26 protein-coding genes and 1 pseudogene are annotated in these 25,930 nt (G+C 70.6%); 19 read left to right on the top strand and 8 right to left on the bottom strand.

Annotation, left to right across the window (positions count from 1 at the left end; genetic code table 11):
• Positions 1-73: 73 nt before the first annotated feature.
• From ABD331_RS35775 to ABD331_RS35785, 3 genes are all read left to right on the top strand, one after another.
• The gene (locus tag ABD331_RS35775) at positions 74-349 is read left to right on the top strand and encodes a hypothetical protein (protein ID WP_344484969.1); all 276 of its coding nucleotides are present in this window, start codon (positions 74-76) and stop codon (positions 347-349) included.
• A 49-nt stretch (positions 350-398) separates the two neighbouring features.
• Positions 399-554 (top strand): hypothetical protein, encoded by a 156-nt coding sequence (locus ABD331_RS35780; RefSeq protein WP_344484972.1) that lies wholly within the window; start codon positions 399-401, stop codon positions 552-554.
• 274 nt (positions 555-828) lie between these two features.
• On the top strand, positions 829-1,311 hold the full coding sequence (locus tag ABD331_RS35785) for a hypothetical protein (RefSeq protein ID WP_344484975.1): 483 nt from the start codon (positions 829-831) through the stop codon (positions 1,309-1,311).
• Positions 1,312-1,792: 481 nt separating this feature from the next.
• Here the strand turns inward: ABD331_RS35785 and ABD331_RS35790 are convergent, their stop codons facing one another.
• The 3 genes and pseudogenes from ABD331_RS35790 to ABD331_RS61070 form a co-directional block, all read right to left on the bottom strand.
• A complete protein-coding gene (locus tag ABD331_RS35790; RefSeq protein ID WP_344484978.1) occupies positions 1,793-2,896 on the bottom strand; it encodes an FAD-dependent monooxygenase in 1,104 nt (367 codons plus the stop codon).
• Between the two features lie 83 nt (positions 2,897-2,979).
• Positions 2,980-3,156, bottom strand: a complete 177-nt coding sequence (locus ABD331_RS35795) for a hypothetical protein (protein ID WP_344484981.1) — start codon at positions 3,154-3,156, stop codon at positions 2,980-2,982.
• A gap of 118 nt (positions 3,157-3,274) precedes the next feature.
• A pseudogene (locus tag ABD331_RS61070) lies at positions 3,275-3,478 on the bottom strand (hypothetical protein); the annotation flags it as partial.
• 257 nt (positions 3,479-3,735) lie between these two features.
• Between ABD331_RS61070 and ABD331_RS35800 the strand changes: the two are divergent.
• Entirely contained in the window at positions 3,736-3,888 is a 153-nt protein-coding gene (locus ABD331_RS35800; RefSeq protein ID WP_344484983.1) for a hypothetical protein, read from the top strand.
• A 332-nt stretch (positions 3,889-4,220) separates the two neighbouring features.
• Here the strand turns inward: ABD331_RS35800 and ABD331_RS35805 are convergent, their stop codons facing one another.
• The 3 genes from ABD331_RS35805 to ABD331_RS35815 form a co-directional block, all read right to left on the bottom strand.
• Positions 4,221-5,429, bottom strand: a complete 1,209-nt coding sequence (locus tag ABD331_RS35805; protein WP_344484985.1) for an MFS transporter — start codon at positions 5,427-5,429, stop codon at positions 4,221-4,223.
• Entirely contained in the window at positions 5,423-6,565 is a 1,143-nt protein-coding gene (gene vioD, locus ABD331_RS35810; RefSeq protein ID WP_344484988.1) for a capreomycidine synthase, read from the bottom strand. The genes ABD331_RS35805 and vioD overlap by 7 nt, the downstream gene beginning before the upstream one ends.
• 70 nt (positions 6,566-6,635) lie before the next feature.
• On the bottom strand, positions 6,636-8,024 hold the full coding sequence (locus ABD331_RS35815) for a hypothetical protein (protein WP_344484991.1): 1,389 nt from the start codon (positions 8,022-8,024) through the stop codon (positions 6,636-6,638).
• Positions 8,025-8,144: 120 nt separating this feature from the next.
• Between ABD331_RS35815 and ABD331_RS35820 the strand changes: the two genes are divergently transcribed.
• The 4 genes from ABD331_RS35820 to ABD331_RS35835 all read left to right on the top strand — a co-directional run bounded on the left by ABD331_RS35820 (position 8,145) and on the right by ABD331_RS35835 (position 14,140).
• Positions 8,145-11,000: an AfsR/SARP family transcriptional regulator gene (locus ABD331_RS35820; RefSeq protein WP_344484994.1), complete on the top strand. Its 2,856-nt coding sequence runs from the start codon at positions 8,145-8,147 to the stop codon at positions 10,998-11,000.
• A gap of 528 nt (positions 11,001-11,528) precedes the next feature.
• The gene (locus ABD331_RS35825; protein ID WP_344484997.1) at positions 11,529-11,672 is read left to right on the top strand and encodes a hypothetical protein; all 144 of its coding nucleotides are present in this window, start codon (positions 11,529-11,531) and stop codon (positions 11,670-11,672) included.
• A gap of 76 nt (positions 11,673-11,748) precedes the next feature.
• Positions 11,749-12,843: a TOMM precursor leader peptide-binding protein gene (locus ABD331_RS35830; RefSeq protein WP_344484999.1), complete on the top strand. Its 1,095-nt coding sequence runs from the start codon at positions 11,749-11,751 to the stop codon at positions 12,841-12,843.
• Positions 12,844-12,847: 4 nt separating this feature from the next.
• Positions 12,848-14,140 (top strand): hypothetical protein, encoded by a 1,293-nt coding sequence (locus ABD331_RS35835; RefSeq protein WP_344485003.1) that lies wholly within the window; start codon positions 12,848-12,850, stop codon positions 14,138-14,140.
• Between the two features lie 281 nt (positions 14,141-14,421).
• On the opposite strand, the gene ABD331_RS35840 is transcribed toward ABD331_RS35835, so the two are convergent.
• Positions 14,422-15,111: a GNAT family N-acetyltransferase gene (locus ABD331_RS35840; RefSeq protein ID WP_344485006.1), complete on the bottom strand. Its 690-nt coding sequence runs from the start codon at positions 15,109-15,111 to the stop codon at positions 14,422-14,424.
• A 122-nt stretch (positions 15,112-15,233) separates the two neighbouring features.
• Here ABD331_RS35840 and ABD331_RS35845 point away from each other — a divergent pair, with 122 nt between their 5' ends.
• The 11 genes from ABD331_RS35845 (at position 15,234) to ABD331_RS35895 (ending at position 24,104) form a co-directional block, all read left to right on the top strand.
• On the top strand, positions 15,234-16,289 hold the full coding sequence (locus tag ABD331_RS35845) for a helix-turn-helix transcriptional regulator (protein ID WP_425566120.1): 1,056 nt from the start codon (positions 15,234-15,236) through the stop codon (positions 16,287-16,289).
• Positions 16,290-16,304: 15 nt separating this feature from the next.
• Positions 16,305-17,279 carry an aldo/keto reductase gene (locus tag ABD331_RS35850; RefSeq protein WP_344485009.1) on the top strand — a complete coding sequence of 325 codons (975 nt, stop codon included), beginning with the start codon at positions 16,305-16,307 and terminating at the stop codon, positions 17,277-17,279.
• A 49-nt stretch (positions 17,280-17,328) separates the two neighbouring features.
• A complete protein-coding gene (locus ABD331_RS35855; RefSeq protein WP_344485012.1) occupies positions 17,329-17,925 on the top strand; it encodes a TetR/AcrR family transcriptional regulator in 597 nt (198 codons plus the stop codon).
• Positions 17,922-18,401 carry a DUF6653 family protein gene (locus ABD331_RS35860; protein WP_344485015.1) on the top strand — a complete coding sequence of 160 codons (480 nt, stop codon included), beginning with the start codon at positions 17,922-17,924 and terminating at the stop codon, positions 18,399-18,401. The genes ABD331_RS35855 and ABD331_RS35860 overlap by 4 nt, the downstream gene beginning before the upstream one ends.
• A gap of 108 nt (positions 18,402-18,509) precedes the next feature.
• Positions 18,510-18,938: an STAS domain-containing protein gene (locus ABD331_RS35865; RefSeq protein WP_344485018.1), complete on the top strand. Its 429-nt coding sequence runs from the start codon at positions 18,510-18,512 to the stop codon at positions 18,936-18,938.
• 67 nt (positions 18,939-19,005) lie between these two features.
• Positions 19,006-19,248: a hypothetical protein gene (locus ABD331_RS35870; RefSeq protein WP_344485021.1), complete on the top strand. Its 243-nt coding sequence runs from the start codon at positions 19,006-19,008 to the stop codon at positions 19,246-19,248.
• A 32-nt stretch (positions 19,249-19,280) separates the two neighbouring features.
• Positions 19,281-19,598: a hypothetical protein gene (locus ABD331_RS35875; RefSeq protein ID WP_344485024.1), complete on the top strand. Its 318-nt coding sequence runs from the start codon at positions 19,281-19,283 to the stop codon at positions 19,596-19,598.
• Positions 19,599-19,622: 24 nt separating this feature from the next.
• Positions 19,623-20,729, top strand: a complete 1,107-nt coding sequence (locus ABD331_RS35880; protein ID WP_344485026.1) for a serine/threonine protein phosphatase — start codon at positions 19,623-19,625, stop codon at positions 20,727-20,729.
• A 25-nt stretch (positions 20,730-20,754) separates the two neighbouring features.
• Entirely contained in the window at positions 20,755-21,945 is a 1,191-nt protein-coding gene (locus ABD331_RS35885) for an NADH:flavin oxidoreductase (protein ID WP_344485029.1), read from the top strand.
• Between the two features lie 73 nt (positions 21,946-22,018).
• Positions 22,019-22,828 carry an NPP1 family protein gene (locus tag ABD331_RS35890; protein ID WP_344485032.1) on the top strand — a complete coding sequence of 270 codons (810 nt, stop codon included), beginning with the start codon at positions 22,019-22,021 and terminating at the stop codon, positions 22,826-22,828.
• 91 nt (positions 22,829-22,919) lie between these two features.
• Complete coding sequence (locus ABD331_RS35895) at positions 22,920-24,104, top strand: cytochrome P450 (protein WP_344485035.1); 1,185 nt, start codon at positions 22,920-22,922, stop codon at positions 24,102-24,104.
• 38 nt (positions 24,105-24,142) lie between these two features.
• Here ABD331_RS35895 and ABD331_RS35900 read toward each other — a convergent pair whose 3' ends face one another.
• Positions 24,143-25,828, bottom strand: a complete 1,686-nt coding sequence (locus ABD331_RS35900; RefSeq protein WP_344485038.1) for an SGNH/GDSL hydrolase family protein — start codon at positions 25,826-25,828, stop codon at positions 24,143-24,145.
• Between the last annotated feature and the right edge of the window lie 102 nt (positions 25,829-25,930).

Raw genomic sequence — 25,930 nt, forward strand, 5'->3', positions numbered from 1 at the left:
GAGCATATCGGGACTTGATCTATCTCGTGATCCAGCGTTCGGAAACGCCCGCGTGCGCTGAAAGGATTTTCCCATGTTGGAAGAGGCACTCAATGTGTTCGCAAAGCTGATGGCCGAGAACCTGGCCATGCCGTTCCCGTTCGGCTTTCGCGGCCCGCTCACTGAACAACACCGCTCTCGCCTGACGCGGCTGACGTCAATTTTCGAGCAGGTTCTGCCGGCGATTGACGACGAGTACGCGACCAAGTACTACGCCCTTGTGCGCGACATGGCCGTGCTGGCCGTCGAGATCGAGGGCCTCCGCTTCCGCCGGGAGGCGCATCGTGACAGTGTGGCACCGGCGCCTTGAGGACGTCCGCGCATCCGCGCTGACCCACTGGTCGCGAAACCATCATGGCGTGGCCCTGGAGCTCGCCTTCTCTGCCGAGCTGTCACCGATCCGGCTGCACCACGCCCACCCACCAGACGAGGTCAGCGATCTGGCCAGCAGCCTTGACTCGCGGGATCAGGGGATGCGAAATCCCCCAACCGCCGCATCGGACGGTGACGACTGATGTCACCAGTGACCAACAACGCAGCTCAGCAGGCTGTGACCGCGTCGCACGATGCCGAGATCTCCGCATGGACCCGGGTCTGTTCACTCCTTCCGGTCTCCCTGCGGTCTCCCTCGGCTTCCTTGTTCGAGCTGATCAAGCCCCGTTTCTCACCGGCCATGCCCCGATCCGTCCCGCCCGGCCGAAGAACCGACCCACCGTCTCCCCATGAAGCGCCTCCTCAGCCAGTGATGGCGACTCTTGCCGGGCAGCCGCGGCAGCGAGGGCCGGTGCGATGAAGCCCTCCGCCGGCAGCCGGCACCGTCGCCGTGTCGTCGAGACCGAGGAATATGTAGCGATGCTGCACCGCATGGTGGACGCACTTGCCAGGCGGCTCTCCGACGACCCGGTCGGCCTGGTACATGTCGAGCCCTTGCGCGAACACCTGCGAGACGCCATGAACATCGCCATCGCACTCAACCAGGAAAAGCCCCGCGGCTACTCCTTCGGAGAACTGGCGAAGATCCTCGGCATGCGGCGGGAATCCGTCTACGAGCGCGCCGTCAAGGGCCGCGCGCGCCTCGCCGAGAGGCGTGCCCGGCTCGGCGTGACCAGCCTGCGCCGGCACCGCGAAGCACGCCTCCAACAAGCAGCACTCCCCAGCGCCAGGACGCCACCGAGCACATTCCAGCTGAGCACGCCCGAGAAACCAGATCCGCTGCGGCGACATCAGCAACGAGCAGCGAACTCGGCCTTCCCCTGGGCGTGGCCGTCCTGAACAGCGGCGCATTCGAGGCCACGGTCGCCAGAACCGCACCCACCGGGGCCGCGGAGGTTCTCGGCCATGCCTGAGACCGGGGCGGTGTTCATGCGGGTGTCCCGGCCGGCCTGGCTCTCGACGAGCACCGGCTTGTACGGCGATCATGACCGGATGGGCGGGGACCATGGGCATGCGCCGCGTCGCCGCTGACGCAACAGCATGGCCAGGGACGGCCGCCATGAAGACCTGCCCGCGGGGGCCGAGGACGAAGACGGTCCGGTCGGCGAACTCCAGGTCGTGGGTGGCAGTGGCGGGGAACAGGAGCGCACCGATCATGCCGAGCCACGGTGTGGCCGCCACGGGATGGCGGTGGCGTGTAGCGGCGTGGTGCGGCTCGGCCGGGTTGAAGGCGTGCTGTGCCAGCAGGTCGGGGATGACCAGGTCGGGGATGACCAGGTTGGCGAGCACGGCGCTGACGTCATGATCGCTGCGGGGGGCCTCAGATCGTCCAGGTGTAGGCGGGGGTGAGTGAGCGGGCGAAGAGCCTGTTGGGCAGGAGGGGAAAGACCGTGTCCCGCAGGGTGGTCAGCGGCGTGGAGGTCCAGTGCGCGGCGGCGCCGGCCTGGCGGGAACGGCGGACGATCAGCTGGGTGCGCGGCCTGCGGGTGCGGTCGTACGCCTGAAGCCCTGCTCGTACGCCGAGGGTGTCCACTGCGTGCGCGAGCGTGACCGCGTCCTCGAGCGCCTGGCAGGCGCCCTGTCCCAGGTTGGGAGTCATGGCGTGGGCCGCGTCTCCGAGAACGGCCACGTTCCCTGAAACGTAGGTGGGCAGCATCGGCAGCTCGTGGGTGTCATGTTGCAGCACCGCCTCCTCCTGCGCGGAGTCGAGCAGCGCGGGGATGGGCTGGTGCCAGCGTGCGAAGCGTTTGCGCAGCTCGCCCAGGCCGACGTGGGAGCCGGCCGGGGCGTTGGCCATCACGTAGCAGTAGATGCGGCCGTCGGGCATCGGCACGTGCCCGAACCGTTCGCCCCTGCCCCACGTTTCCACGCTCCCCTCGACTGGCTGAGGTGGGGTGATGAGACGCCAGGTGGTGTAGCCGACGTAGCGCGGCCCGGGAAGGCCGGGCCAGAGGGAGCGCCGGGTCACGCTGTGCACGCCGTCGGCGCCCACGACGAGATCGGCGGTGGAGGTGCCGCCGCCGTGACGGACTGTGCCGTCGGGCTGGACATGCTGTACGTCGACGCCCGGCCGCAGGGCCTCGGACGGCACAGCCGCTCGCAGCAGGTCGACCAGATCGGCCCGGTGCACGGTCGCCCACGGGCCGAAACGGCGTTTCAAGCCCTCGACGTCGTTGCGGACCAGCCAGTCCCCACGTTTGCCGCGGATGCCCGCGAGGGGGCCGGCCAGCCCACCGGCGCGCAGACGCTCGCCGAGGCCGATGGCGTCCAGCGCGCGCAGGCCGTTGGGCTGGATGGTCAGTCCCGCGCCCACCTCGGTGAACGCAGCGGCGCGTTCGAGGACTTCCACCTGCCAGCCTCGCTGGTGGAAGGCGGCGGCCGTGGCGAGCCCGCCGATGCCGCCTCCCACGATGATCACTTTCACGTTCAGGTCTCCTTGACGGTCAGTGCGGGCCCCGCTTGCCCGGGGCCCAGAACGGCTTGGTCTTGGTCGAGGCCCGCGGCTGGTCACGCTCGCGCATCGGGAAGTCGCACCAGCTGACAGGCCCTGACCTCGCCTGCCACGTAGGTGGCGCCGGCGTTGCCCGGCAGGTCGAGTTCGGCCACGGCCACGGCTACGGCCACGAGGAGCGACGGCGGGGCGCCGCGGCGGGGCGCCCGGCGCAGCGGCGATGTGCCGGGCATGGGCAGATCGTGCCTGGGGTCTCGCTCTCCAGGACACCGAACACCTCGACCGAGGGTCTTGCGGCCACCAGAAGGTCACTCGGTTCCCGGGCCGTGCCGCCTGCGCCCACGTCAAGCCGATACCGTCCCCGTCGTGCAGGTGGACATGTAGTTCGATCGCCGTCCTGGCGAGGTCGAGCTTCCAGATCGCGTAAGTGCGCAGCGTGTCGGCTGGGCGCAGGAGGCCCGACACCGCCAGCGAGTTGTTCAGCTGGAATCTGAAGTGCTGGCCGGGGGGTTGGGAAGGCGACGGACTGGTCGGTTTCCAGGCGGTCCGGCGCATCGCGGGAGTGACTGCTCGGCGGCGGTCGCCTCCATGGCGTGCTTGCCGAACAAGTGGTCGCGCATCGTGTGGGCCATGTCAGGACTTCGTGGGCCGCCGAAGGCGGGCGGATCTGGACGCTCGCCACCACACGGCCGTCACCAGCGCCATTACCGCGAGAACGATCAACCACACAGGCTCCACATCTGCTCCTTATTGTCTCTAGATTCTTTTAGAGGCATTAAGAAAACATAGATATCCTAAGATGTCAAGGAGCGGTGAGGGAGGTGGTGATACCGCATCAACCGGCAGAGTTGCGCCAGGCCGCGCGGGCGGAGATTCATACGGCCGCGCGCAAGCTGTTGGTCGAGCAGGAGTCGGCCGCGGTAACCATCAACGCGTTCGCCCGGCAGGATGCGGCGGGCGGTTAGGATCTTGTCCAGTTCAGCGTGGTGTAGCTGCGGCAGAAGTGCCGCCGCCACCGACCCTGGCCCTGCTGTTCGCTACCAGGCGACTGTACTGGTCGCCGCTATCAACGAGTGGCTGTGAGGGCGCTGCAGCAGGCGGCTTGAATGTCAGCGAGAAGCGGCCTGTGCCTCGAATCCAGCCGGCAGGAGGGCGAGCCTCCCATGGCCATCGACGTGCAGCGGATCCGTGCGAACGGTCGTCTCCTCATCGTTCCTTACAACTCGGTTCGATACCTGGCCCTGCGCGAGGAGCACGACAGGCTCCTCGATTGCTGGCCCATCTTGGAGAGGCAGCTCTAGCTGAGGCCGTGTGCAGCGTCTGTTGAGACTGCCGTCCGCCATCGGCCGCGGGCCGTCAGCAGGCCGATCGCCGCGCACAGACCGAGCGATGCGGAGACGACGAAGACCGCGTTGGCCGTCAGATGGCTGAGCAGCACCCCGGCCAGCAACTGCCCGAGGCCGTCTCCGATCACCGTGACCGTCGCCAGCCAGCTGAACGCCTCCACCAGGGCCGGTGGTGAGACGATCGCCCGCGTCATGGCCATCTCGGAAATGGTGATCATCGCGATCGGGGCTCCTCCGAGGGCGAGGAGGACCGCCAAGGACAGGTGGGAGCCGGCGAACGCCGGCAGGCCGCACCCGATGGCGAAGGCCAGGACGGCCCAGGGGAGGTGGCTCTCCCGCGGCGTACGGAACCGCCGCCGTCCGTACCAGAGTCCTCCGAGGAGGCTTCCCGCTCCCCAGCAGGCGTAGAGCAGGGTCGCATCGCGCAGGCCGCCGTGCTCCTCGGCGAAGGCCGTCGTCGCCAGCGTGCTCAGGCCGAGGCTGACCATGCAGACGGCGGTCGTGGCCATGAGGAGCAGGAACATGGGGGACCTGAGCGGGTTGGGCGAGCCGGCCGCGGGACCGGCGGGAGCCACGGCCGCGCCGATCGCTTTGGTGGAGGCCAGAGCGCAGCTGCTCACACCGATCACGATGACGCCTGCGGTCAACGCCGCTTCCGCAGATCCCATCGTCATCCCGGCGGTCAGCGCCAGTGGTGATCCGATGACCAGGATCTCGTTGAGGACGGCCTCCCACGTGTAACCGGCCTCGCGTTCGGCTGTGCTGAGGGGCAGCATGGACCACATGGCGCGCATGCCGGCCGCGACCGGCGGCAGCAGGGCGCCTGCGGCGAAGGCCGGCGCGAGCCAGACCACCGGGTCGAAGGAGCGCAGCCGGACCAGCAGAAGCATGAGCGGCACGTATCCGAGGCTGGTCAGCACCAGGATCCGGCGGATGCCCCAACGGGCGGCGAGCCGGGCGACCCAGGGGCCGCCGACCGCCGTGCCGGCCATGTACAGCGCGCAGACCGAGCCGGCCGACGCATAGGAGCCTCCGCCTTCCCTGACGGACAGGATCAGGGCGAGGGTGATCCCGTAGACGGGAAGCCGGGAGACGACGCTCCACAGCACCGCCGGGGTCACGAGGGGCCGCCTGATCACCGGCAGGAGCGGGGCTACCATCCGGGCCGCCTCGTCTGGCGCGTCTTCAGCAGCAGATCGGTGAGCCGCGCCAGCCCTGTCTCGAACGCTTCGGCCGGGCCGCCGAAACCGAGGCGGATGTGTTGCGGGAAGCCGAAGCAGCCGCCCGGCAGCAGGAGCACGCCGTATTCGTGGAGCAGGCGGTGGCAGAACTCCTCGACGTCGGGCACCTCGGGAAGCCGGGGGAAGGCGGTCACCCCGCCGACCGGCCGCACCCCCTCCACCAGCCCCTCGTTGCGGTGCATCCAGTCTTCCAGCAGGGACAGGTTCTTGTAGGCCTGGTCGTAGCGAGGCGTGAGCAGGACGTCGGCCCGCTGAACGGCGGCCAGCGCGATGCGCTCCACCAGGGGCGAGAGCGCGAAGGTGCTGTGGTCCCGCAGGGTGACGCAGGGGCCGATCAGTTCTTCCGGCATGACGCCCCAGCCGATCCTGAGACCGGGCAGGCCGTACGCCTTCGACAGCGAACCGAAGGCGACGCTCCGCTCGTACAGCGTGGTCGTGCTCGGCAGCGGAGCGGTGTCGTAGGTGAGCTCCCTGAACACCTCGTCCCAGACGAGATAGGCGCCGACGCCGCGCGCGATGCTGATGATCTCCTGCTGGGCGGCGGTGTCGACCGACGCCCCGGTGGGGTTGTGCGGCAGGTTCACGATGACGGCCCGGGTCCGGGGCGAGACCAGGCGCCGCAGATCATCGGTGTTCACCGCGAAACCGTCCTCGTGACGCAGGTGCCAGGCAACGACCCGGCAGCCGACCGACGCGGCCATCGCCCCCAGCGTGTGGTAGATCGGGGACGCGACGACGACCTCGTCGCCGGGGCTGAAGAAGGTCATCATGAAAAGGTGCTCGGCCTCGCCGGACCCATGCGTCACCAGCACTTCAGAGCTGTCCCCGTAGCCGAAGCGATCGGCGATGGCCGTGCGCAGCTCGGCCATCCCGCAGGACCTGCTGTCGCGGAACATGACGTTGTCGAGGTCGTCGACGCCGATGCCGGCCAGAGCGCGCAACTCGGCCATGGAATAAGGTTCGACCCCGCTGGAACTGATGTCGATCTCGGCGGTGAAGTAGTAGTCCCGCAGCCAGTCGTCCAGCGCGGCGGGGCGTAGGTGCATGAGGCTCATGGTCACTTCCTCCGATGGTCGCCGGTCCTCGCCTGGGCACGTCGAAGCCGCACCGGCGGGCCGGGGCAGGTCAGTACCGCGTGACAGAGGTGGCTATCCAGTCCAGGGCCCGGCGCGCCGCCTCCCCGATGCTTGCCGCGCCGAACGAGGCGAGATCAGCCTTGGAGATCGGGTTCTTGAGCCGGCCCAGGTCGCCGCCGAGCGCCTCGTGCTCGGCGAAATCGACGTAGTAGGAGTCCGGCGCCTGGTCGATGCCACGCAGCTCGTCCTCGGTGAGGAACGCGCCCAGCCCCGAGACGAGCCGCCGTTTGATGTGGGACAGGTAGTCGTATTGCAGGGAGCCGCCGAAGTGCCGTAGCCGGCACTGGACGGCGATCCTGATCAGGGCGTACGAGCCGGCCGGGACGAGAGCTTCGCGCGTGAGAGCGGCGTGGATCGCCGCCGGTTCGATGCGGCACACGGCGCGGCCGTCCCGCGTGGTCAGTTCGTCGCCGCGTGGGAAGACCGGTCGCAGCCGATTCGCCTCATCGACGCTCCAGAACAGGAAGGTGCCACGTGAGGCGTCCGCGTTCCAGCAACATCGGATGCCGTCCAGGCTGCGCAGCAGCGCGGTTCTCGCCGCGGGGTCGAAGAGGCTGCGATCGAGCCAGCCGTACCGTCCCCGGTCAAGGTCGGCCAGCAGCATGTCGCGCGCGATCAGCTCGATCGGCAGCATCACCAAAGGAGCCGCCTCCAGCGCGAACACTCCCTGGAAGATCCGCTGGTTGAGGAGGGAGACCTGCTGCCAGTAGAGCCGGCAGGCGGCGACTTCAGGTGCTATGCGTGACCACCACTGAGCGACGGCGGCGGACGTGGCGGCGTCGATCAGCCCTGCGCGTTCGAGCTGCCGCAGTTTGCCGGACATGTCCTCCGTGTTCATCGCGGGACAGGTCAGCGGCGACTTGGCGCGGTGGCGTTGCGGCAGGAAGGCCACCTTCCGGCCGGCGATCATCGTGCCTCGCGGGAACAGATCGTTGTCCAGCGGCACTGTTGCGCAGGTGAAGCTGATGAGAGGAGAGCCGGACAGCCCCGAGTACAGCGCCTGGGTCGCGATCGCGCTCATGGTCAGCGGGTGAGCGATGGAGGCGTGGTGCTCGGCGAGCGAGACCACGGTATGCGGTCGCCGCAGGTCCTGCTCGAGACCGGCGCGGGCAAGACCTGGCACCTGGTCGGCCAGTTGCCGTGCGACCGTGGCCAGGAGTTGCCGGGACGCCGGGGCGGGTGCCGTCGGGGCGGCCTCGGCGATCGACCGGCAGTACTCCTCGATCGACTGGGATCGTTCGCTCAGCCGGCGCAGCCGCGGGTGTCGATCCGGCGGAGCCTGGCCGGCGTTCATGCTCCCGCCCAGGTGAGGCCGAGGGGCGTCATCGGGGCCTGCCGGCGCGGCTCCTTCGACGGTCTTGCAGAGCCCGTGCTTCATAGGCGCGCCCTCCTAGGGGTCGATCCTGCGAGATATGGCTCGGTCGATCGCCAACAGCAGAACGCGATCCGCTGAGACGGCGCTGATTTCGCGCTGAGCCGGGTATAAGGTCCCCCCGTGATGCCGATCTTGTTCCCGGCTCCGCCAGGGAAGGGCGCCGACGACCTCGGCCAGGCTCCGCATTTCCGCCTGCTCGGCCCTGTAGGCATCTGGCAGGGTGATCATCGGCTGGGGCCGGCTGCCGCCCAGCAGCGCACCGTGCTGGCGATGTTGCTGCTGGAAGCCGGACGCCCGGTGCCCGTCGATCGGCTGATCATGTCGTTGTGGGGGGCAGATCCGCCCTCCTTGGCGCGCAACGCGGTGCAAGGCTGCGTGTCGCGAATTCGCCGCGTCCTGGTCTCGGCCGGGATGGGTGCGCCCCAGGCCGTGCTCACCACCTCCCCGCAGGGCTACTGCCTGGCGGCCGACCGCAAGACGATCGACCTGCATCGCTTCCGTGACCTGGTCGGCCTCGCGGGACGGTGCGAGCCGGCCAAGGCGCACGAGCTCCTGTGCTCCGGGCTGCGGCTGTGGCGCGGAGCCCCGTTGCCGGACGTCGCGGGAAGCTGGTTGCCCGACATCGTGGCGCCGAATCTCGAGGAGGAACGCCTTGCCGCGCTGGAGCGCCGCATCGCGCTGGACCTGCTGCTGGGGCGGCACTGGGAGATCGTCGACGAGGTGTCGGCGCTGGTCGCCGACTTCCCGCTGCGAGAGCGTCTGGCCTGTCTGCTGCTGAGCGCGATGCACCGGTGCGGCCGCCGGGTCGATGCGTTGTCGACGTTCCAACGGGTGCGCAAGCGCTTCGTCGAGGAGTTCGGCATCGAGCCCGGGGAGGAACTGCAGAGGGCTCATCGGGCGATCCTCGACGGGCAGGAGCCGCCGCTGGAACAAGCCCTTCCGCCGGCCACCCCCGGCGTCGTGCCGAGGCAGTTGCCTGCCCGCGTCGCCCACTTCACCGGCCGGCAGGCAGAGCTGGCGGCTCTCGACAGCTTGCTGCCCGCTGGGGACGAGGGGCCCTCGCGAGCCGTTCCCGTCGGCGTCATCATCGGCACGGGCGGCATCGGCAAGACCGCGCTGGCCGTGCACTGGGCCCACCAGGTGGCCGACCGCTTTCAAGACGGGCACGTGTACGTGGACCTCCGAGGATTCGGGCCCGCCGCGCGCCCGCTTTCGCCGGTGGAGGTGCTGCGGATCCTGCTCGGGGTGCTGAAGGTGCCCGACCATCAGATACCCGCGGCTTTCCAGGCGCAGGTAGGGCTCTACCGGAGCCTGCTGGCCGGCCGGCGGATGCTGATTCTCCTGGACAACGCCCGCGACTCCAGCCAGGTGCACCACCTGCTGCCCACCTCGCCCGGCTGCCTGACCCTGGTGACCAGCCGGGTCGAGCTCACGGACCTCATCACCGTCCACGGGGCCCGCCGCGTGTCGCTGACCCCGTTCCCCGACGTCCAGGCCGGCGAACTGCTGGAGCGATGTCTGGGAGAGGAATATGTGGCCGCCCAGCGCGAGTCGGTGGCCGACGTCATCCGCAGGTGCGCCGGGCTGCCGCTCGCCCTGACCATCCTGGCGGCCCGCGCGGCCGCCCGGCCCGGTTTCCCCTTGGCCTCGCTGCTCCCGGACCTCGGCCTCGACGCCTTCGACGGCGGTGAACCACGCAGCGACGTCCGTTCGGTGTTCTCCTGGTCCTACCGCGCGCTCACTCCGGAGGCCGCACGCCTGTTCCGGTTACTGGGCCTGCGCGAGGGGCTCGAGATCGACACGGCGGCCGCCGCCAACCTGGCGGACGTTCCCGTGCCGCGGACCCGGCGGCTGCTGGCCGAACTGCATCGGACGCAGCTCCTCAACGAGGCCGCGCCCGGCAGATACACCAGCCACGACCTGCTGTGGACCTATGCCCGAGAGCAGGCGCACGCCGAGGACTCTCCCGCCGAGCGGCACGCCGCGTTCCGCCGGCTGCTCGACCATTACCTGCACGCCGCCCTGAACGGCAACCAGAGACTCCAGTCCTATCACCGCACTCCCCTTACGCCACCGGTCACGCAGTCGGCCGTGGTCCCGCAGACGTTCGCCGACCGCCGGCAAGCGCTGGCCTGGTTCCGTCGCGAACGTCGCACGCTCCTCATGACGATCCGGAAGGCCGCTGCCGTCAACCTCGACACGCATGTCTGGCAACTGGCCTACGCCATGCGGCTCTTCCTCTACCAGCAGGGCCACTTCAACGACCAAGTGAGCGTGTCCCGGATCGCGCTGGCCGCCGCGACCCGTCAGGCTGACCGAGCCGGTCAGGCGCACGCTCACTTCGGCCTCGGCCAGGCATATGTCGAACTGATGAACACCGCGGCCGCTCACACCCACCTGCTGGCCGCCATCGACCTTTACCGCGAGGTCAGCGATGAGCTCGGTCAGGCGAACGTCCATGCCTTTCTGGGGCGGCTGGGGGCGGACGGCGACCTGGACGCGATCAGCCACGCGGAACAGGCGCTCGCCCTCGTCCGCGCCGCCGGCCATCGCGCCGAGGAGGCTCGCTGCCTCAACAACATCGGCTGGATACACGCCCAACGCGGAGAACACCAACAGGCGCTGCGCCATTGCGCCGAGGCGCTCGCCATCCAGCAGGAGCTCGGCCATCCTGGGCAGGCCTACTCGCTGGACAGTCTCGGCTACATCAGCCTCCGTCTCGGACACCATGAACAGGCCATCGGCTACTACGAACGCGCCCTGGCCCTGTTCTCGGACGAGCAGCGCTTCAAGCAGACAGAGACGCTGCTCGCGCTGGCCGACGCGCAGATCTCCGCGCATCACCTGGCAGCGGCCCTCGGCACACTGCGCCGGGCCCGCGCCCTGCTCGACGAACTCGACCCGGCCGGCACCATGCCCCTGCGCACCAAGCTCAGCGAGCTCGTCACCCTCGCCGCCGTGCAGGGCAGGAGAACCTGACGGCCGCCTTGCTCGCCCCAAGACAACCCGGACTCGCCCGGTTCGGTCTCCACGTCAGGAGAGGAGGCGAGCTTGTAACCCTGGAGTGATGCCCTCGCCGCCCCACGATTCCGGCCGACTCGGTCGATCACGGCGGCGGTGTGGGTGTCTTGGTGGGTGTTGACACCGCCGACGACTTCGTCTCCTGCGGTGGGTGTGATGGAGGGCATCGTCGTCCAGTGCTCTTGACCGATGGGCAGGGCGGCACGCACCGGCCGGGCAACGAGGGCAGGACGGAGATGGGGCCTGTGGCTGGGCTCCTATGAGGTCAGTTGAAGTTTCTCTGGTCTTGCGCCATGGGTTTCCTATGTCCTGAACCAGCGCACTGAGCCTTTCGTCCGGGTGACGCCGTTGGGTCGGGGCGCGGTCGATGAGGATGGATGGTCCGGACGAGGCTGATTCGGGAGCATTCGCATTGACCGCCACGCTTGCCCCATGTGATGATCTTGGATGTTAAGGCGGTGACGAGCGGGACTTATGTTCCGCCGGATGCTTGCACCGGTCGTCCTCGGAGCCGCCGGGTTCGAGATCGAGAGCGAGGAGATGTCGATGAAGAAGAAGAAGCTCGAGGTCAAGATCAGGAAGCTTGAGAAGATCGAAACCACCATCAACCGCGGCGGAGCCAGCGGCTGATTCACGATCACGCGGGACCGGCCCGGCCATCGCCGGGCCGGTTCCGCTTCCATCGCGTGAAGGAGAGGGTGGCCGAGTGCGTCTGCCCAGGGTGAAACGGGTGCACCAGCCGTTCGTGCTGCCCGGCAACCGCATCGTCATCGGGCTGTCCCAGTTCGGCGTGGCCTCCGAGATAGACGATGACGAGGACGGCAGCATCGCCGCGATCCTGACCCTGATGGACGGCACCAGGACCGTCGGCGACATCTGCGCCGACTTCGGCAAGACCCATCCCGGGGTGGACGACGACAGCGTGCGCGCCGTCATCGAGGACCTGGTCGACAGCGGCTTCGTCGAGGACGCCGGCGCACCCGTACCGGCGAATCTCAGCGAACGGGAGATCGCCAGATACGAGTCGGCCCGCCACTTCTTCGGCTGGATCGACACCGCGCCGCGCACGTCGCCGCACGACGTCCAGTCCAGGATCAAGCAAGCGCGGGTGAGCCTGCTCGGCGTGGGCGGCACCGGATCGGCCGTCGCGGCGGGGCTGGTGTCGAGCGGCATCGGGGCGCTGCGGCTGGCCGACTTCGACAGCGTCGAGGAGTCGAACCTGACCCGCCAGCTCCTGTACGCCGAGACGGACGTGGGCAGGTCCAAGGTCGGCCAGGCGGCCGCACGGCTGCGGGCCATGAACGGCGCGGTCCTCGTGACCGAAAGCGAGACCAAGGTGACCGGCCCCGGCGACGTCGTGGAGCTGATGGCCGGCTGCGACCTGTTCGTCCTGTGCGCGGACGAGCCGCACCCGGAGATCGTCCAGTGGACCAACGAGGCGGCCCTGCGCACCGGCACCCCGTGGTTCATGAGCCTGTACACCGGGCCGATGGTCGTCGTGGGCTCGTTCGTACCGGGGGAGACGGGCTGCTGGGCCTGCCTCGATCGGCAGGAGGAGGCGCGCAAGGAGAAGGAGCTCGGGCGGCTGCTGCCCGAGTCGCGGCCGAACGCGGTGGTCGCGGCCAGCGCGAACATCAGCGGCCACCTGTGCGCGCTGGAGGTGCTGTACCAGCTCGGCGGCCTGCCGGCGCAGACCCGCGGCAGGGTCTTCCACTGGAACCTGGCCGTGTGGGACCACCAGTACTTCATCGACGTCCCGCGTGACGAGGAGTGCCCGGTCTGCGGGCCGGGAGCACGGTGAGCACGTGAGCACCCAGGCGGCCGAGGTCGGCGCGGGCAGCGTCGTACGGCTCCACCCTCTCGTCGTCCGTCCCGACGACGACGACCCGGAAGCGATCATCGTCGGCCGCGCCGACCTCGGCGAGTTCGTCGAGCTGCCCGCGGTGTGCGGGGCGGTGATCCGCCTGCTCGGCGAGGGACGGCCGGTCGCGGAGGTCGAAGCCGCCGTCGCCGCCGAGCACGACGTCGAATTGGACGTGGCCGACTTCGTGGAGTCGCTGGCCGACCTGGACTTCGTGGCGGAGATCGACGGGATCCCGCTGCCCGGACCGGCGTCCGCGCCGGTGGCCGGCCACTTCGAGGGCATCACCGAGCGGCACGTGCGATGGGTCTTCGCCCGGCCGATGAAGCTGCTCTGGCTCGCCGTCGTCGCGGCCGCGGCGCTGACCGTGCTGGCCGAGCCCGGTCTGTTCCCCCGCCACCAGGACTTCTTCTGGAGCGGGTACACCGGCCTGTCCGTGCTGGTCAACACGGCGTTCTTCTCCGTCGTCGCGAGCGTGCACGAGATGATGCACCTGATCGCGGCGCGTTCGCTCGGCGCGCCGGCGCGGATCGGGTTCGGCACCCGGCTGCACTATCTCGTCGTGCAGACAGACGTGAGCGCCATCTGGGGAGTTCCCCGGCGGCACCGCTACCGCGTGTATCTGGCCGGAATGGCCTCCGACGTGCTGCTCATCGCGACGATGCTGCTGGCCGTCGCGTACCTGCCGCTGCCCGATCCGGCCGAGGCTCTGCTGCGGGCCTTCATCCTGACCACGCTGCTGTGCCTGCCCCTGCAGGCACAGATCTACATGCGGACCGACCTCTACTTCGTGCTCCGCGACCTGCTGCGGTGCAAGGACCTGTTCGGCGACGGTCTGCGCTACGTCCGCTACCTGCTCGCCAAGGCACTCACCCCCTTCAGAAAGCCCGACCCGCCGTCGGCCGACCCCACCGGCGACCCCACCGGCGACCCCACCGGCGACCCCACCGGCGACCTCGCCGCGCACGAGCGCCGCGCCGTACGGATCTACGCCGTCGCCCTCGCCCTGGGCAGCTCCATCACCCTGACGGTCTTCGCCTTCTACGGCGCCCCGATCATCATCAGCGGGCTGACTCACGCGCTGACGGCCCTGTGGGCCGGGTTCCACGGCGGTCCCGCCCTCGCCGCGGTCGATGCGGCGCTGCTCATCCTGGTCGAGGGCGGCATCCAGGTGATGTTCCTGGTGACGTTCTTCCGGACCCGCCGCCACTGGTTCCGCCGCTGGTCGAGGACGTGAAGCGGCACAGGCAAGAAGCCGTACGGCGCCACCGCCCAGCCTTCGCTGCCGGGCTGCCACCGATCCGGCTGTACGATCTGCGTCACGGCGCGGCCACGCTGTCGCTCGCCGCGGGCAACGACATGAAGATCACCTCGGCGAGGCTGCGGCACGCCAGCCTCGCCATGACGTCCGACCTCTACAGCTGTCCGCGACCCGCGGTCTCCCTTCCCCTCGCACCGCCCCCCATCGGAGGAGAAACAGGAGGTCAGCGACATAGCCAGCAGCCTTGACCCGCGGGATCAGGGGATGCGATACCCCCGGAAGGTCACAGGGCGGCGCGTCTCGAACCCGAGTCGTTCGTACAAGGCGATCGCCCCGGTGTTCGCCTCGGCCACGTGGAGGAAGGGTCGTTCGCCGCGTGCCGTGATCCGCTCGACGAGCGCGCCGACCAGCCGGGCCGCGTAGCCTCGCCCCCGCGACTCGGGTGCGGTGCAGACGGCGCTGATCTCGGTGTGTCCCTCCGGCCGCAGCCGCTCACCCGCCATCGCCACCAGCCTGTCCCCCTCGCGGACGCCGAGGTAGGTGCCGAGTTCGCGGGTACGCGGCCAGAACGGCCCCGGTTTGGCCTGGGTGACGAGGTCGAGCATCTCGGGCACGTCGTCCGAGCCGAGTTCGGTTACCCCGTTCGCGGCTGGGACGCGGGCGGGGCCCGTCCAGATGAGCTGGCGGCCTGCCAGGCTGAAGACCGGCTCCCAGTCCGGCGGGGGCACCGCCGTGGAGCTGAACATGTCGGCCACCTCGCCGCGGCCGAGCAGCCGGGCGAGGTCGGCCCACTCCTGTGGGTCCGGGTCGGCGCTCACCGCCGAGAACGTCGCCACCCCCGGCTGGTACGTGGCGGCCCTGCCGAGGCGGCGGGCGAGGTGGGCGTGGTGGCCGCGCAGGGACGCGCCCACCGGGTCGTCGAGTGCGGTGGCGTCCCGGTTCGCCATGGTGCTGGTGCCTCTCCTGTCGTGCGAGGTTGACGCTGGCGGGCCATCCTACGGGCACCGGGCGCGCCGGGGGGTACTGGCCTTACCTCCTTCACCTGGGCCGATGTGCATACGCTGGAGGCATGGGCAGGATCGATCTTCGTGCCGAGGTTCGTGAGTTCCTCAGCTCGCGGCGGGCGCGCATCACGCCGCAGCAGGCGGGGCTGCCCGCCTACGGCGGCAACCGCCGGGTCAAGGGGTTGCGGCGGGAGGAGGTCGCGATGCTGGCGGGGGTGTCCATCGACTACTACGTCCGGATGGAGCGGGGGAACCTGGCCGGCGCCTCCGACAGCGTGCTGGACGCCTTGGCCCGCGCCCTGCAACTGGACGAGGCGGAGCACGAGCACCTGTTCGCCCTGGCCCGCGCGTCCGGTCCCAGCGCCAGGCACGCCGGCGCGCCGCCGCCCGGTCCCGGCGCCCCGCGTGACGACACGCCCGGGACCGGTTCGGGTGCCCGCCGCGACGGCACGCCCGGGACCGGTTCGGGTGCCCGCCGCGACGGCACGCCCCCGACCGATTCGGGTGCCCGCCGCGACAACGCGCCGCCGGCCGGTTCCGGTGCCCGGCGGGGCCGCAGGTCGCCGACCGGCGTGGGGCCCGCGGTGCAGCAGGTGCTGGACGCGATCACCGACGCGCCCGCCTGGGTGCGCAACGGCCGTCACGACATCCTGGCGACGAACCGCCTGGCCCGAGCCCTCTACGCCCCCATCCTGGCCACCCCGCGCCACCCCCCGAACACCACCCGCTTCCTCTACCTCGACGAGACCGCCCCCGAGTTCTTCGTCGACTGGGACAGGATCGCCTGCGACGCCGCCGCGATGCTCCGCCTGGAGGCGGGCCGCAACCCGTACGACCCGGACCTGATCGAGCTGGTCGGCGAGCTCTCCACCCGCAGCGGGGTGTTCAGGCAGCGCTGGGCCTCCCACGACGTGCGGTTCCACCGCAGTGGCCGCAAGCGGCTGCGCCATCCGGTCGTCGGCCGCCTCGATCTGGACTTCGAGTCGATGGAGCTGACGTCCGAGCCCGGCCTGATCCTCAACGTGTACACGGCCGCCACCGGCACGCCGGCCGCCGACGGGCTGCGGATGCTGGCGAGCTGGGCGGCCACCCAGGACCTCAACGCCCCGGACGGGCGCTGACCCCGAAAGGTGATCATGAAGCACATCAAGCTGGGCGATCTGGACGTCTCCCGCATCGGGCTGGGCTGCATGGGCATGTCCCACGGCTACACCGGTGCGGGCAGCGACGACGCCGAGTCCATCCGTACCATCCACCGCGCCCTCGACCTGGGCGTCACGTTCCTCGACACCGCCGAGATCTACGGCCCGTACGTCAACGAGGAGCTCCTCGGCAAGGCGTTGAAGGGCCGCCGCGACCAGGCGGTCATCGCCACCAAGTACGGCCTGGTCTCCCACGCCGGCGACGGACCGTGGAACCTGGACAGCAGCCCCGCCAACATCCGCAGGGCCGTCGAGGGCTCGCTCAGGCGCCTGGGCACCGACCACATCGACCTGTACTACCAGCACCGGGTGGACCCGAAGACCCCGATCGAGGACACCATCGGCGCGGTCGCCGACCTCGTGCAGCAAGGGAAGGTCCGGCACATCGGCCTGTCGGAGGCGTGGCTGGACACCATCCGCCGCGCCCACGCCGTCCACCCGATCGCCGCGCTGCAGTCGGAGTACTCGCTGTGGACGCGCGACCAGGAGGAGGTGCTGCCGCTGCTGCGCGAGCTGGGCATCGGCCTGGTCGCCTACTCGCCGCTCGGCCACGGCTTCCTGACCGGCGCGATCCGCTCCGAGAGCGACTTCGGCCCGGACGACTTCCGCGCCACCAACCCCCGCTTCACCGGCGAGAACTTCCGGCGCAACCTCGCGCTGGCCGACGAGGTGCAGGCGATCGCCGCCGAGGCCGGTGCGACGCCCGCGCAGGTCGCGATCGCCTGGCTGCTGAGCAAGGGCGACGACATCGCTCCCATCCCGGGCACCAAGCGGGTCTCCCGGCTGGAGGAGAACGCGGCAGCCGACGGCCTCACTTTGACCGCCGAGCAACTGGCGAAGCTCGACAGCCTGCCTCCGGCCGCGGGCGGGCACCACAACGAGGCGCAGATGCGGATGATCGAGCGGTAACAGGGGCCTCCCTGCTAGGCTATGAACAAATGACTGAAGGAGTCATAGCTTGGCAGTCGCGTTCACGTCCGAAGAAAAAGCACGCATCACGGGCGTGCTGCTCGACGTCGGCGAGGAGCTGTTCACCTCGCAAGGTCTGAAGAAGACCTCGCTGGACGAGCTGGTGGGCCCGGCGGGCATCGCCAAGGGCAGCTTCTACGCCTTCTTCGACTCCAAGGAGTCGCTCTACCTGGAGGTCATGCTCCGCCGCGCCCCACGGGTGACCGCCGGGCTCACGGCGGCGCTCGCCGTCCCGCCCGGCGAGGAGAGCCTGGTCGCCGTCATGCGCGCCATCACCGGCGTGCTCACCGGCGACCCGCTCTACCGGCGCCTCCTCACCAGGCCGGACGAGCTGGAGGCGGTCACCAGGCGCGTCGGCCCCGAGCAGATCGCCCGCGTGACCCCGCGGCTCGTCACGCCGCTGCTCGACTACCTGTCCGCCGGGCAGCGCGCCGGCGTCCTGGTCGCGGACATCCCGGCCGAGACCCTCGCCGGGGTGATCCGCGCCGCGGGCCTCGTCGTCGTCAACCGCGACCGCTTCGGCCCCGCCTACGAGCAGGTGCTCGACGCCACCATCAGAACTCTGGCAAGGGGGATGCTCGCATGAGCGTTCTGGACAGGTACGCGCGGATGGCCGGGATGAGCGAGGAGGCGTGGAAGCGTCACGCCAACCCGTGGAGCGTCTGGACGCGCTTCGCCGCCATCCCGCTCGCCATCCTGGCGATCTGGAGCCGCGCGTGGATCGGCTGGTGGGCGCTGCTGCCGCTGGCGCTGGTCGTGCTGTGGCTGTGGGCCAACCCGCACGCCTTCCCGCCGATCGACCGGCCGGTCGCCTGGTCGTCGCGGGGCATCTACGGCGAGCGGCTGTGGCTGGCGGACCGCTCGCGGATGCCCGCCGGGTTCGCGGTCGTCCAGCGCTTCTGTACGGCCGGCGCGCTCGCCGGGCTCGCCCTGCTGGTGTGGGGGCTGATCGCGCTGATGGTCTGGCCGACCGTGTTCGGCGCGACCCTCATCGTGTACGGCCAGCTCTGGCGCATCGACCGGCTGGGCGTCTTCTACGACCAGGTCACGTCGGTACGCTGAAGCGGTTCATACGAAGTCGGCTTCCGGTAACATATTTCCTGTATTACTCTTCAGGAGAGGACCAGTAACACCCCAAACCCCTCCACGCCCGGGAAGGACTCCACGCACATGCACCTCGCTCACCGGCATGGCGGCAGCCTGGAGCCCGCCACGTCGTCCCTCACCCTGGGCTGCCACCGGCTCGACGGCGGCGTGCTCATCAGCGTGATCGGAGAGGTCGACGCCACCAACGCCGACCGGCTGGAAACCTATGTCCGGCTGCGGCTGCTGCCCGGCCTGCCGGTGGTGCTCGACCTCGGGCTGCTCACGTTCATGGACAGCCACGGCGTACGCGTCCTGGAGAGGCTGCACACCGTTCAGCGTGAGCGGGGCGGGGCGCTGCACCTGGCGGGCGTCCAGGGGGTCGTGGCCCGGCTGCTGCGGATCACCGGCGCGTGGACGCGGCTGAACATCCACCCTGGCACGGCCGAGGCCATCCTCGACGTTCTCGATCACCACCCGGCCGCGTCCCTGCCGCACGAGCCCGCCGCCTCCTGAAGCTCCGCCGCGGCGCACTGCCCGGCCGTCACGCTTGATCGGTCAAGCCGGGGGCAGTTGCGGGGTCATGGATGACAAACGCCCCGAGGAGATGCCTCCCGCGATCGGCCAGGTCTGCGGAGAGTCGGACACGCTGGCCGCGCGGGCCGGGGTCGAGGTGCGGGAAACGCCGCGGCCGATCCCCGCCGAGCCGGTGGAGCCGCCGCCCGACCCGGAGGCGAAGGCGGAGGAGGAGCGGCGCGAGGTGGCGGACGACGGCGAGGAACCGGTCGAGGGCGACGAAGACCCGGGCACCGAGCCCACCGGCTGACCGAGCCACGCAGCCTCGCCGACGGTCGGTACGTGCTGGAGGACGACCCGATCGGCTCGGGCGGGACGGGCACCGTCTGGCGCGGATACGACCAGAGGCTGCGCCGTCCGGTCGGCATCTGCGCCAAGCTGGTGCCCCGGGCGCGTAAGATCATCCCCAGCATGGACGGCGGCACGGAGAGCACCCCGGCCGAGCCGTCCGACGAGCCGTCGGGGTCGGCCGCCTTCGAGAAGGAGCGCACCGGCTTCCTCAAGGACGCGATGCGGCTCGACGACCACGCGGACGAGACGCGGACCACGGGCGCGGTGGCCCCGCCGCGTGGCCGTGACCTGGTGAAGGCCGCAGCGTAGAGCGACCACGAAGGGGACCCGTACATGGACATGTCGCACGAGGCCCGTGCCCGCCGCCACGCCGACGTCGCGAGCGCGCTGGCGTCCCTCAGCGACCGGCGGCTCGCCGAGTCGCTGGAGCGGGCGCGCCCGCTGGGCTCGGGCATCGGCGGCGCCTCGGCTCTGCTGACCGTCGAGGACGTGCCGGTCTTCGCCAAGCGTGTCCCCCTGACCGACCTGGAGCGCCGGCCGGGCAACGAGATGTCGACCGCGAACCTGTTCGGGATCCCGCCGGTCTGCCAGTACGGGATCGCCGCCTTCGGCTCGCCGGGCTTCGGCGCGTGGCGTGAGCTGGCGGCCTGCGTCATGACGACCGACTGGGTGCTGGCCGGGCGCACGGCGTCCTTCCCGCTGCTGTATCACTGGCGGGTGCTGCCGGGCGCGCCGCCGCCCACCGACGAGCACGCCGACGTGGAAGCCGTCGTCCGGTACTGGGACGGAGCGCCGGGCGTGCGCGACCGGCTGCACGCCCTCGCCGGCGCGTCGGCCTCCGTCGTGCTGTTCCAGGAGTACATCCCCCGCGACCTCGGCGGCTGGCTCGCCGCCCGGCGCGCCGCAGGCCCGGACGCCGCGGCGGCGGCGGGCGCCCTGCTGGAGTCGTGCATGCTGGCCGACGTGGCCTTCATGAACGGCCAGGAGCTGACGCACTTCGACGGCCACTTCGGCAACATTCTCACCGACGGCGAACGCCTCTACCTCACCGACTTCGGGCTGGCGACCTCCTCCCGCTTCGACCTGTCGGAGCAGGAGGCCGAGTTCCTGCACCGCAACCGCACGCACGACCTCGGTTACGCGATGATGCGGCTGGTCAACTGGCTCGTCACCGCCGTGTGCGGGGTGGCGGTGCCGGTGGGCGGCCTGCCGATCCGGCGCAACGAGTACGTGCGCGCGTGCGCGGAGGGCGCGGAGCCGGAGGGCGCCCCGCCGGCCGTGGCTGCGGCGATCCGCCGGTACGCGCCCGTGGCCGCGGCCATGAACGGCTTCTACTGGCACCTGTACGGCACCAGCCGGGCCACCCCGTTCCCCGGCGAACTCATCGAACGCGCCCTGGGCGCCATGCGCTTTGATGGGCGTACCGCCATCGACCGGTAGGGACACCGCAACCCGGGAGGTTGCCATGGACGTGTTCGACCGGGCCGCACTCGGCCCCCTCACGCTGCGCAACCGCGTCATCAAGGCCGCCACCTTCGAGGGCATGGCCAGAGGCGCCCTCGTCAGCGACGACCTGATCGCCTTCCACCGTGCCCACGCCGCCGGCGGCGCGGCCATGACCACCGTCGCCTACTGCGCCGTCGCGCCCGAGGGCCGCACCCAGCGGCACCAGCTCTGGATGCGCCAGGACGCCCTGCCCGGGCTGCGCCGTCTCACCGACGCCGTGCACGCCGAGGGCGCTGCCGTCTCCGCCCAGCTCGGCCACGCGGGGCCGGTGGCCAACGCGAGATCCACCCGGCTGCCCGCGCTGGCCCCGACGGCGTCGTTCAACCCGCAGGCGATGCGGCTGACGCGGCGCGCGACCGTCGCCGACATCGAGCGCGTCACGGCCGCGCACGCCACCGCCGCGAGGCTGGCCGTCGAGGCGGGCTTCGACGCCGTGGAGATCCATCTCGGCCACAACTACTTCGCCAGCGCGTTCCTCTCCCCCAGGCTCAACAGGCGCAAGGACGAGTACGGCGGCTCGCTCGCCAACCGGGCCAAGGTCGCGCTCGGCGCGGCCCGCGCCGTCCGCGACGCCGTCGGCGACCGCATCGCGATCCTGGCCAAGCTCAACATGGACGACGGCGTGCCCGGCGGCCTCTGGCTGGACGAGAGCCTCCAGGTCGCCCGGTGGCTCGAACGCGACGGCAGCCTCGACGCCCTGGAGCTGACCGCCGGCAGCTCCCTGCTGAACCCGATGTACCTGTTCCGGGGCGACGCGCCGGTCGCCGAGTTCGCCGCCACGTTCAAGCAGCCCGTACGGCTGGGCCTCCGGCTGGCCGGCGGCCGGTTCATCCGCGCCTACCCCTACCGGGAGGCGTACCTGCTGGAGTCCGCCCGCCAGTTCAGGGCCGCGCTGAAGCTGCCTCTCGTGCTGCTCGGCGGCATCAGCGAGCGCGCCACCATGGACCTGGCGATGGCCGAGGGCTTCGAGTTCGTCGCCATGGCCCGCGCGCTGCTGCGCGAGCCCGACCTGATCAACCGGCTGCGCGAGCGGCCGGGCACCCGCTCGTTGTGCGTCCACTGCAACAAGTGCATGCCGACGATCTTCACCGGCACCCACTGTGTCCTGGCCGGAAACGCGAATGAGGAAAAGGACGCAGTTCAGCGCTGAACTCGGCGTGCGCCGCACCCCGTACAAGCTCCCGTGTGCAGCCGCCGATCGGCTGCACGGAAAGGAGCATCACATGTTGCGGCGCATCGCAACCTTTGTCCTTGCCTCCCTGGCGTTCGTGGCAGCCGCCTCGGTGCCCGCCGAGGCGGGAACTGAGTCCGCCGGCTGGTCGATGCGGGACTTCGCCAACTGGTCGGCGCCCCTCTGGCTGTTCGCCCGGGCCCACAACAACGACCCCTGCTGGCCCCAGCCGGCCTTCGGCGCCGACGGCGCTCCCGCCGCCGGCGCGAAGGTCACCGCGTGGCCCGACAGCGACAGCGGCTGCGCGCGGGTCGGCACGCCGTTCCCGACCTACTACACCGCCAAGCACTGCAACGCGAACGAGATCCGCGTCGTCTACTCGCTCTACCTGGCCAGGAGCTACTTCGCGGGCGGCGGCCACCCGCACGACTTCGAGTACGTGGAGGTCGTCTGGAACAAGGACGCGAACGGGACCTGGGACAGGTCCTGGTTCCTGATGAGCACCCACGGCAAGCACCGTGGCCTGTCGTGGGACCGGGCGGAGAGCATCAGCGGGGACGACCGCACCACGGTCGGCCGGGGGCTGGCGTATCCGCGCGCCTACGTCGGGTGGGGCTCGCACGCCATGTTCAACGGCAAGGGCGGGCTGAAGGACATCGTCTCGCAGCTCTACGGCCAGGAGTACCGTTCCGACACCTACTCCTCCTGGGCCACCGAGAGCGGCGGGCTGGTCGAGGTGGCGGACGGCAGCGCGCTGGCCGCGCGGTTCGACGCCGCCGCCGCGCACTTCGGCAAGGCCGACAGCAACCCGGCCAGGCTGGGCAGGGAGCTCTGCTCGCACAAGATCGACATGAACGCCTGACGGGCGGCCATGACGGGGGGTGGCGCCGGAGGGCGTCACCCCCGCAGACTCGTTGGCATGGTGAGGCTCAGTAGCTGAGGGGTGGTCCGCCGTGACCGAACTGTACTGGGACCCGTTCGACCCGACGATCGACCTCGACCCGTATCCGCTGTGGCGCAGGATGCGCGACGAGCAGCCCGTCTACCACAATGACAAGCTCGGTTTCCACGCCCTGTCCCGGTACGCGGACGTGGAGGCCGCCTGCCGGGATCCGCGCACCTTCAGCTCCGCGTACGGCACCGTGCTGGAGCTCATGACGAGCGAGCCGATGGGCGGCGGCATGATGCTCTTCACGGACCCGCCCGCGCACACGACGCTGCGCACGCTCGTCTCCCGCGCGTTCACGCCCCGCCGGATCGCGCTGCTGGAGGACTACGTCCGCGCGCTCTGCGCCGAGCTGCTCGAACCGCACGTCGGCGGCGGCGGGTTCGACTACGTCCAGGACTTCGCCGTGCAGCTCCCGTCGAGGGTGATCTCGGAGCTGATCGGCGTCGACCCGGCGGACCGCGAGGAGGTGCGCGAGGAGATCGACAGGGCCTTCCACATCGAGGAGGGCAGAGGGGTCGTCAACGAGGTGTCCTTCGCCGCCATGATGCGGCTGCACGCGTACTTCTGCGACCAGGTCGAGGCCCGCCGCAGAAGCCCGCGCGACGACCTGATGACCGCGCTGGTCGAGGCCGAGGTGTCCACCGGGGAGGGCGTGCGGCGGCTCACCACCGGCGAGGCGGCCGACTTCGCCGGGCTGCTGGTCAGCGGCGGCACCGAGACGGTGGCCCGGCTGCTCGGCTGGGCGTGCGCGCTGCTCGCCGCGCATCCCGGTCAGCGTGCCGCGCTGGCCGCCGACCCCTCGCTGCTGCGCAACGCCGTCGAGGAGATCCTGCGGTACGAGGCCCCGTCCCCCGTGCAGGGGCGCACGCTCACCCGCGAGGTGCGGCTGCACGGCACGACGATCCCGGCCGGCGCCAAGGTCCTGCTGCTCACCGGGGCGGCCAACCGGGACGAACGCGTCTTCGCCGGCGCCGATCGGTTCGACGTGCGCCGCCACTTCGACGGGCACCTCGCGTTCGGCCTCGGCATCCACTTCTGTCTCGGCGCGGCCCTGGCCCGCCTCGAAGGGCGGGTCGGCCTGGCGGAGACGCTGCGCCGCTTCCCTGTCTGGGACGTCGATCACGAGCGGGCGGCGCGGCTGCACAGCAGCACCGTACGCGGGTACGACCGGCTGCCGATCGTGTTGTGACCAGGGGCCGCCGAGGGCGGCGGCCCCTGCCCACGGGTTCATTCGAAGATCAGCCCCACGCCCGGGACGCACTTCGGCTTGCGCGGAGCCATGACGATCTCCTCGATGGTCACCGGCGTCTGGAAGGGGCCGCCCTGCACCTTCACCCCCGCGTAGTACTCGTACCGGACCGGCCGGAAGATGTCGCACGGATCCTTGGGGATGTACTCGGCCGGGATCCCGGGGGATCCTCCCCCGCCGCCACCGCCCGGCGTGCCCTGGTCGGGGCCGCCGGGAACCGGCGGGCCTGGGAACGGCCTGACCCGGTCGGGGTCGAACCACAGGTCCTTCGACAGGACGATGCCGGTCGGGGTGATGGAGCGGCACAGGCTGTCGAGGTCGGTGTCCTCGCAGAGCTGCGCCCCGTTGGTGGCCGCCCATTCCAGCACCGCCTGGGCGTCGTCCGGCGAGGCGGCCAGCGGCCGCGGGTTCATGCTGAGGGCGCTGAAGTCGGGCCCGTTCGGGAAGAGCGCCGGCAGCTTCGCCGCCAGGAAGGTGGCCAGCGCCTTGCCGATGGCGACCGAGCCGGGCTCGTTGGGGTGGAAGCTCTCCTGGTACGACTGGAACGGCTTGCCGATGAGCACGTCCGGGCGGTGCACGAGGCCCTGGAAGTAGGAGTCGGGCTGGCCCAGCTCATGTCCGGCGACCACGCTGGTGCCGTTCGGCCCGGCGGTGTTCGGGTCGAAGATGTGCACCCGGGTCTGCGGGAAGCTGGCCTGGAACTGCGCCACCCCGTCGCGGATGGCCTGGTTCACGCGGACCGCGAAGGGATAGATCATCTCCATCGTGGTGGTGGTCATCTCCGGGATGCGGGTGTTGCCCGACGCCTTGACCCCGAGCGGGTACAGCGAGACCACGATGTCGGCCACCGGGTGGGTCTCCCTGACGCTCCACAGCCCGTGGGCGACCTTGTCCTTCAGCGTGGCGATCCGCGGGTCCAGCCGGCTCAGCTCCATGGCGACCGACTTCTCCTGGTCCGCCTCCCAGGTCAGCGCGCCCATGAGGGCGCCGTTGGGCCGGACCAGGTACGCCGTGGCCGCGGTGCCGACCAGGTCGGCGAAGCCGGCGTCGTTGCCGCCGAGCCCGAAGTGCACGACCTTGGCCATGGTCGGGACGTCGTGCGTCTGCGGCGGGTTGCGGACGACCGTCCCGCCCTTCTTCTCCATCTGGTCCTCGTCGAGGTGCTTCAGCCACGCCCCGGACGAGGCCTGGAAGTAGAGGTTGTCGCGGCCGATCGCCCGCTCCATCTTCTCGGAGGTGAGCACCATCCTGCGAAGCGGGTGGCGGCCCATCTCCAGGGCCGCCCAGGCGACGTAGAAGGGCGCCAGGCCGGACCTGTGGCGGAAGTCCTCCGTGCCGTCGGCCTTGGGCACGTACCTGTGGTTGTGGCTGGCGCCCTCGCCGCTGGTGTAGCTGTCGCCGTAGACGACCGCGTCGTACGGCTCAGGCTCCGGCACGCCGACGCAGGTCGGCGGGCACGTCAGCACGACCGGCGGCGACAGGGTCGGGGCCGGGCCGCCGGGCGGGGGCGTGACCGGCACCGGCGGTGACATCGTGGGCCGGGGCGGCAGCGGTACCTGGTCGGCGACGGCCGTGGTGGCCGGCAGGAGCAACCCCACGGCGGCGCATAACGCCGTCAGCAGGATGCGTGTCCTGGCCCGCCTTCTGACATGCGAAGGTGACATGGCAACCTCCCTTGATGGTCGCGTGGCTCGCCGCAGCAGCATGCTTCAGCGCGGCCGTCGCTAGCATCGGGCGGTTCCCTATCCCACCCCCTACATCGGGCC

This window comes from Nonomuraea monospora, assembly GCF_039531895.1.
GTDB classification, from domain to species: domain Bacteria; phylum Actinomycetota; class Actinomycetes; order Streptosporangiales; family Streptosporangiaceae; genus Nonomuraea; species Nonomuraea monospora.

Excerpts from the sequence above, each read along its gene's own strand:
- ABD331_RS35775 (WP_344484969.1), top strand. The coding sequence starts at position 74 with ATGTTGGAAGAGGCACTCAATGTGTTCGCAAAGCTGATGGCCGAGAAC.
- ABD331_RS35785 (WP_344484975.1), top strand. The coding sequence starts at position 829 with ATGAAGCCCTCCGCCGGCAGCCGGCACCGTCGCCGTGTCGTCGAGACC.
- ABD331_RS35795 (WP_344484981.1), bottom strand. The coding sequence starts at position 3,156 with ATGCCCGGCACATCGCCGCTGCGCCGGGCGCCCCGCCGCGGCGCCCCG.
- ABD331_RS35805 (WP_344484985.1), bottom strand. The coding sequence starts at position 5,429 with ATGGTAGCCCCGCTCCTGCCGGTGATCAGGCGGCCCCTCGTGACCCCG.
- vioD (WP_344484988.1), bottom strand. The coding sequence starts at position 6,565 with ATGAGCCTCATGCACCTACGCCCCGCCGCGCTGGACGACTGGCTGCGG.
- ABD331_RS35815 (WP_344484991.1), bottom strand. The coding sequence starts at position 8,024 with ATGAAGCACGGGCTCTGCAAGACCGTCGAAGGAGCCGCGCCGGCAGGC.
- ABD331_RS35820 (WP_344484994.1), top strand. The coding sequence starts at position 8,145 with ATGCCGATCTTGTTCCCGGCTCCGCCAGGGAAGGGCGCCGACGACCTC.
- ABD331_RS35825 (WP_344484997.1), top strand. The coding sequence starts at position 11,529 with ATGCTTGCACCGGTCGTCCTCGGAGCCGCCGGGTTCGAGATCGAGAGC.
- ABD331_RS35840 (WP_344485006.1), bottom strand. The coding sequence starts at position 15,111 with ATGGCGAACCGGGACGCCACCGCACTCGACGACCCGGTGGGCGCGTCC.
- ABD331_RS35845 (WP_425566120.1), top strand. The coding sequence starts at position 15,234 with ATGGGCAGGATCGATCTTCGTGCCGAGGTTCGTGAGTTCCTCAGCTCG.
- ABD331_RS35850 (WP_344485009.1), top strand. The coding sequence starts at position 16,305 with ATGAAGCACATCAAGCTGGGCGATCTGGACGTCTCCCGCATCGGGCTG.
- ABD331_RS35860 (WP_344485015.1), top strand. The coding sequence starts at position 17,922 with ATGAGCGTTCTGGACAGGTACGCGCGGATGGCCGGGATGAGCGAGGAG.
- ABD331_RS35865 (WP_344485018.1), top strand. The coding sequence starts at position 18,510 with ATGCACCTCGCTCACCGGCATGGCGGCAGCCTGGAGCCCGCCACGTCG.
- ABD331_RS35870 (WP_344485021.1), top strand. The coding sequence starts at position 19,006 with ATGGATGACAAACGCCCCGAGGAGATGCCTCCCGCGATCGGCCAGGTC.
- ABD331_RS35880 (WP_344485026.1), top strand. The coding sequence starts at position 19,623 with ATGGACATGTCGCACGAGGCCCGTGCCCGCCGCCACGCCGACGTCGCG.
- ABD331_RS35885 (WP_344485029.1), top strand. The coding sequence starts at position 20,755 with ATGGACGTGTTCGACCGGGCCGCACTCGGCCCCCTCACGCTGCGCAAC.
- ABD331_RS35890 (WP_344485032.1), top strand. The coding sequence starts at position 22,019 with ATGTTGCGGCGCATCGCAACCTTTGTCCTTGCCTCCCTGGCGTTCGTG.
- ABD331_RS35900 (WP_344485038.1), bottom strand. The coding sequence starts at position 25,828 with ATGTCACCTTCGCATGTCAGAAGGCGGGCCAGGACACGCATCCTGCTG.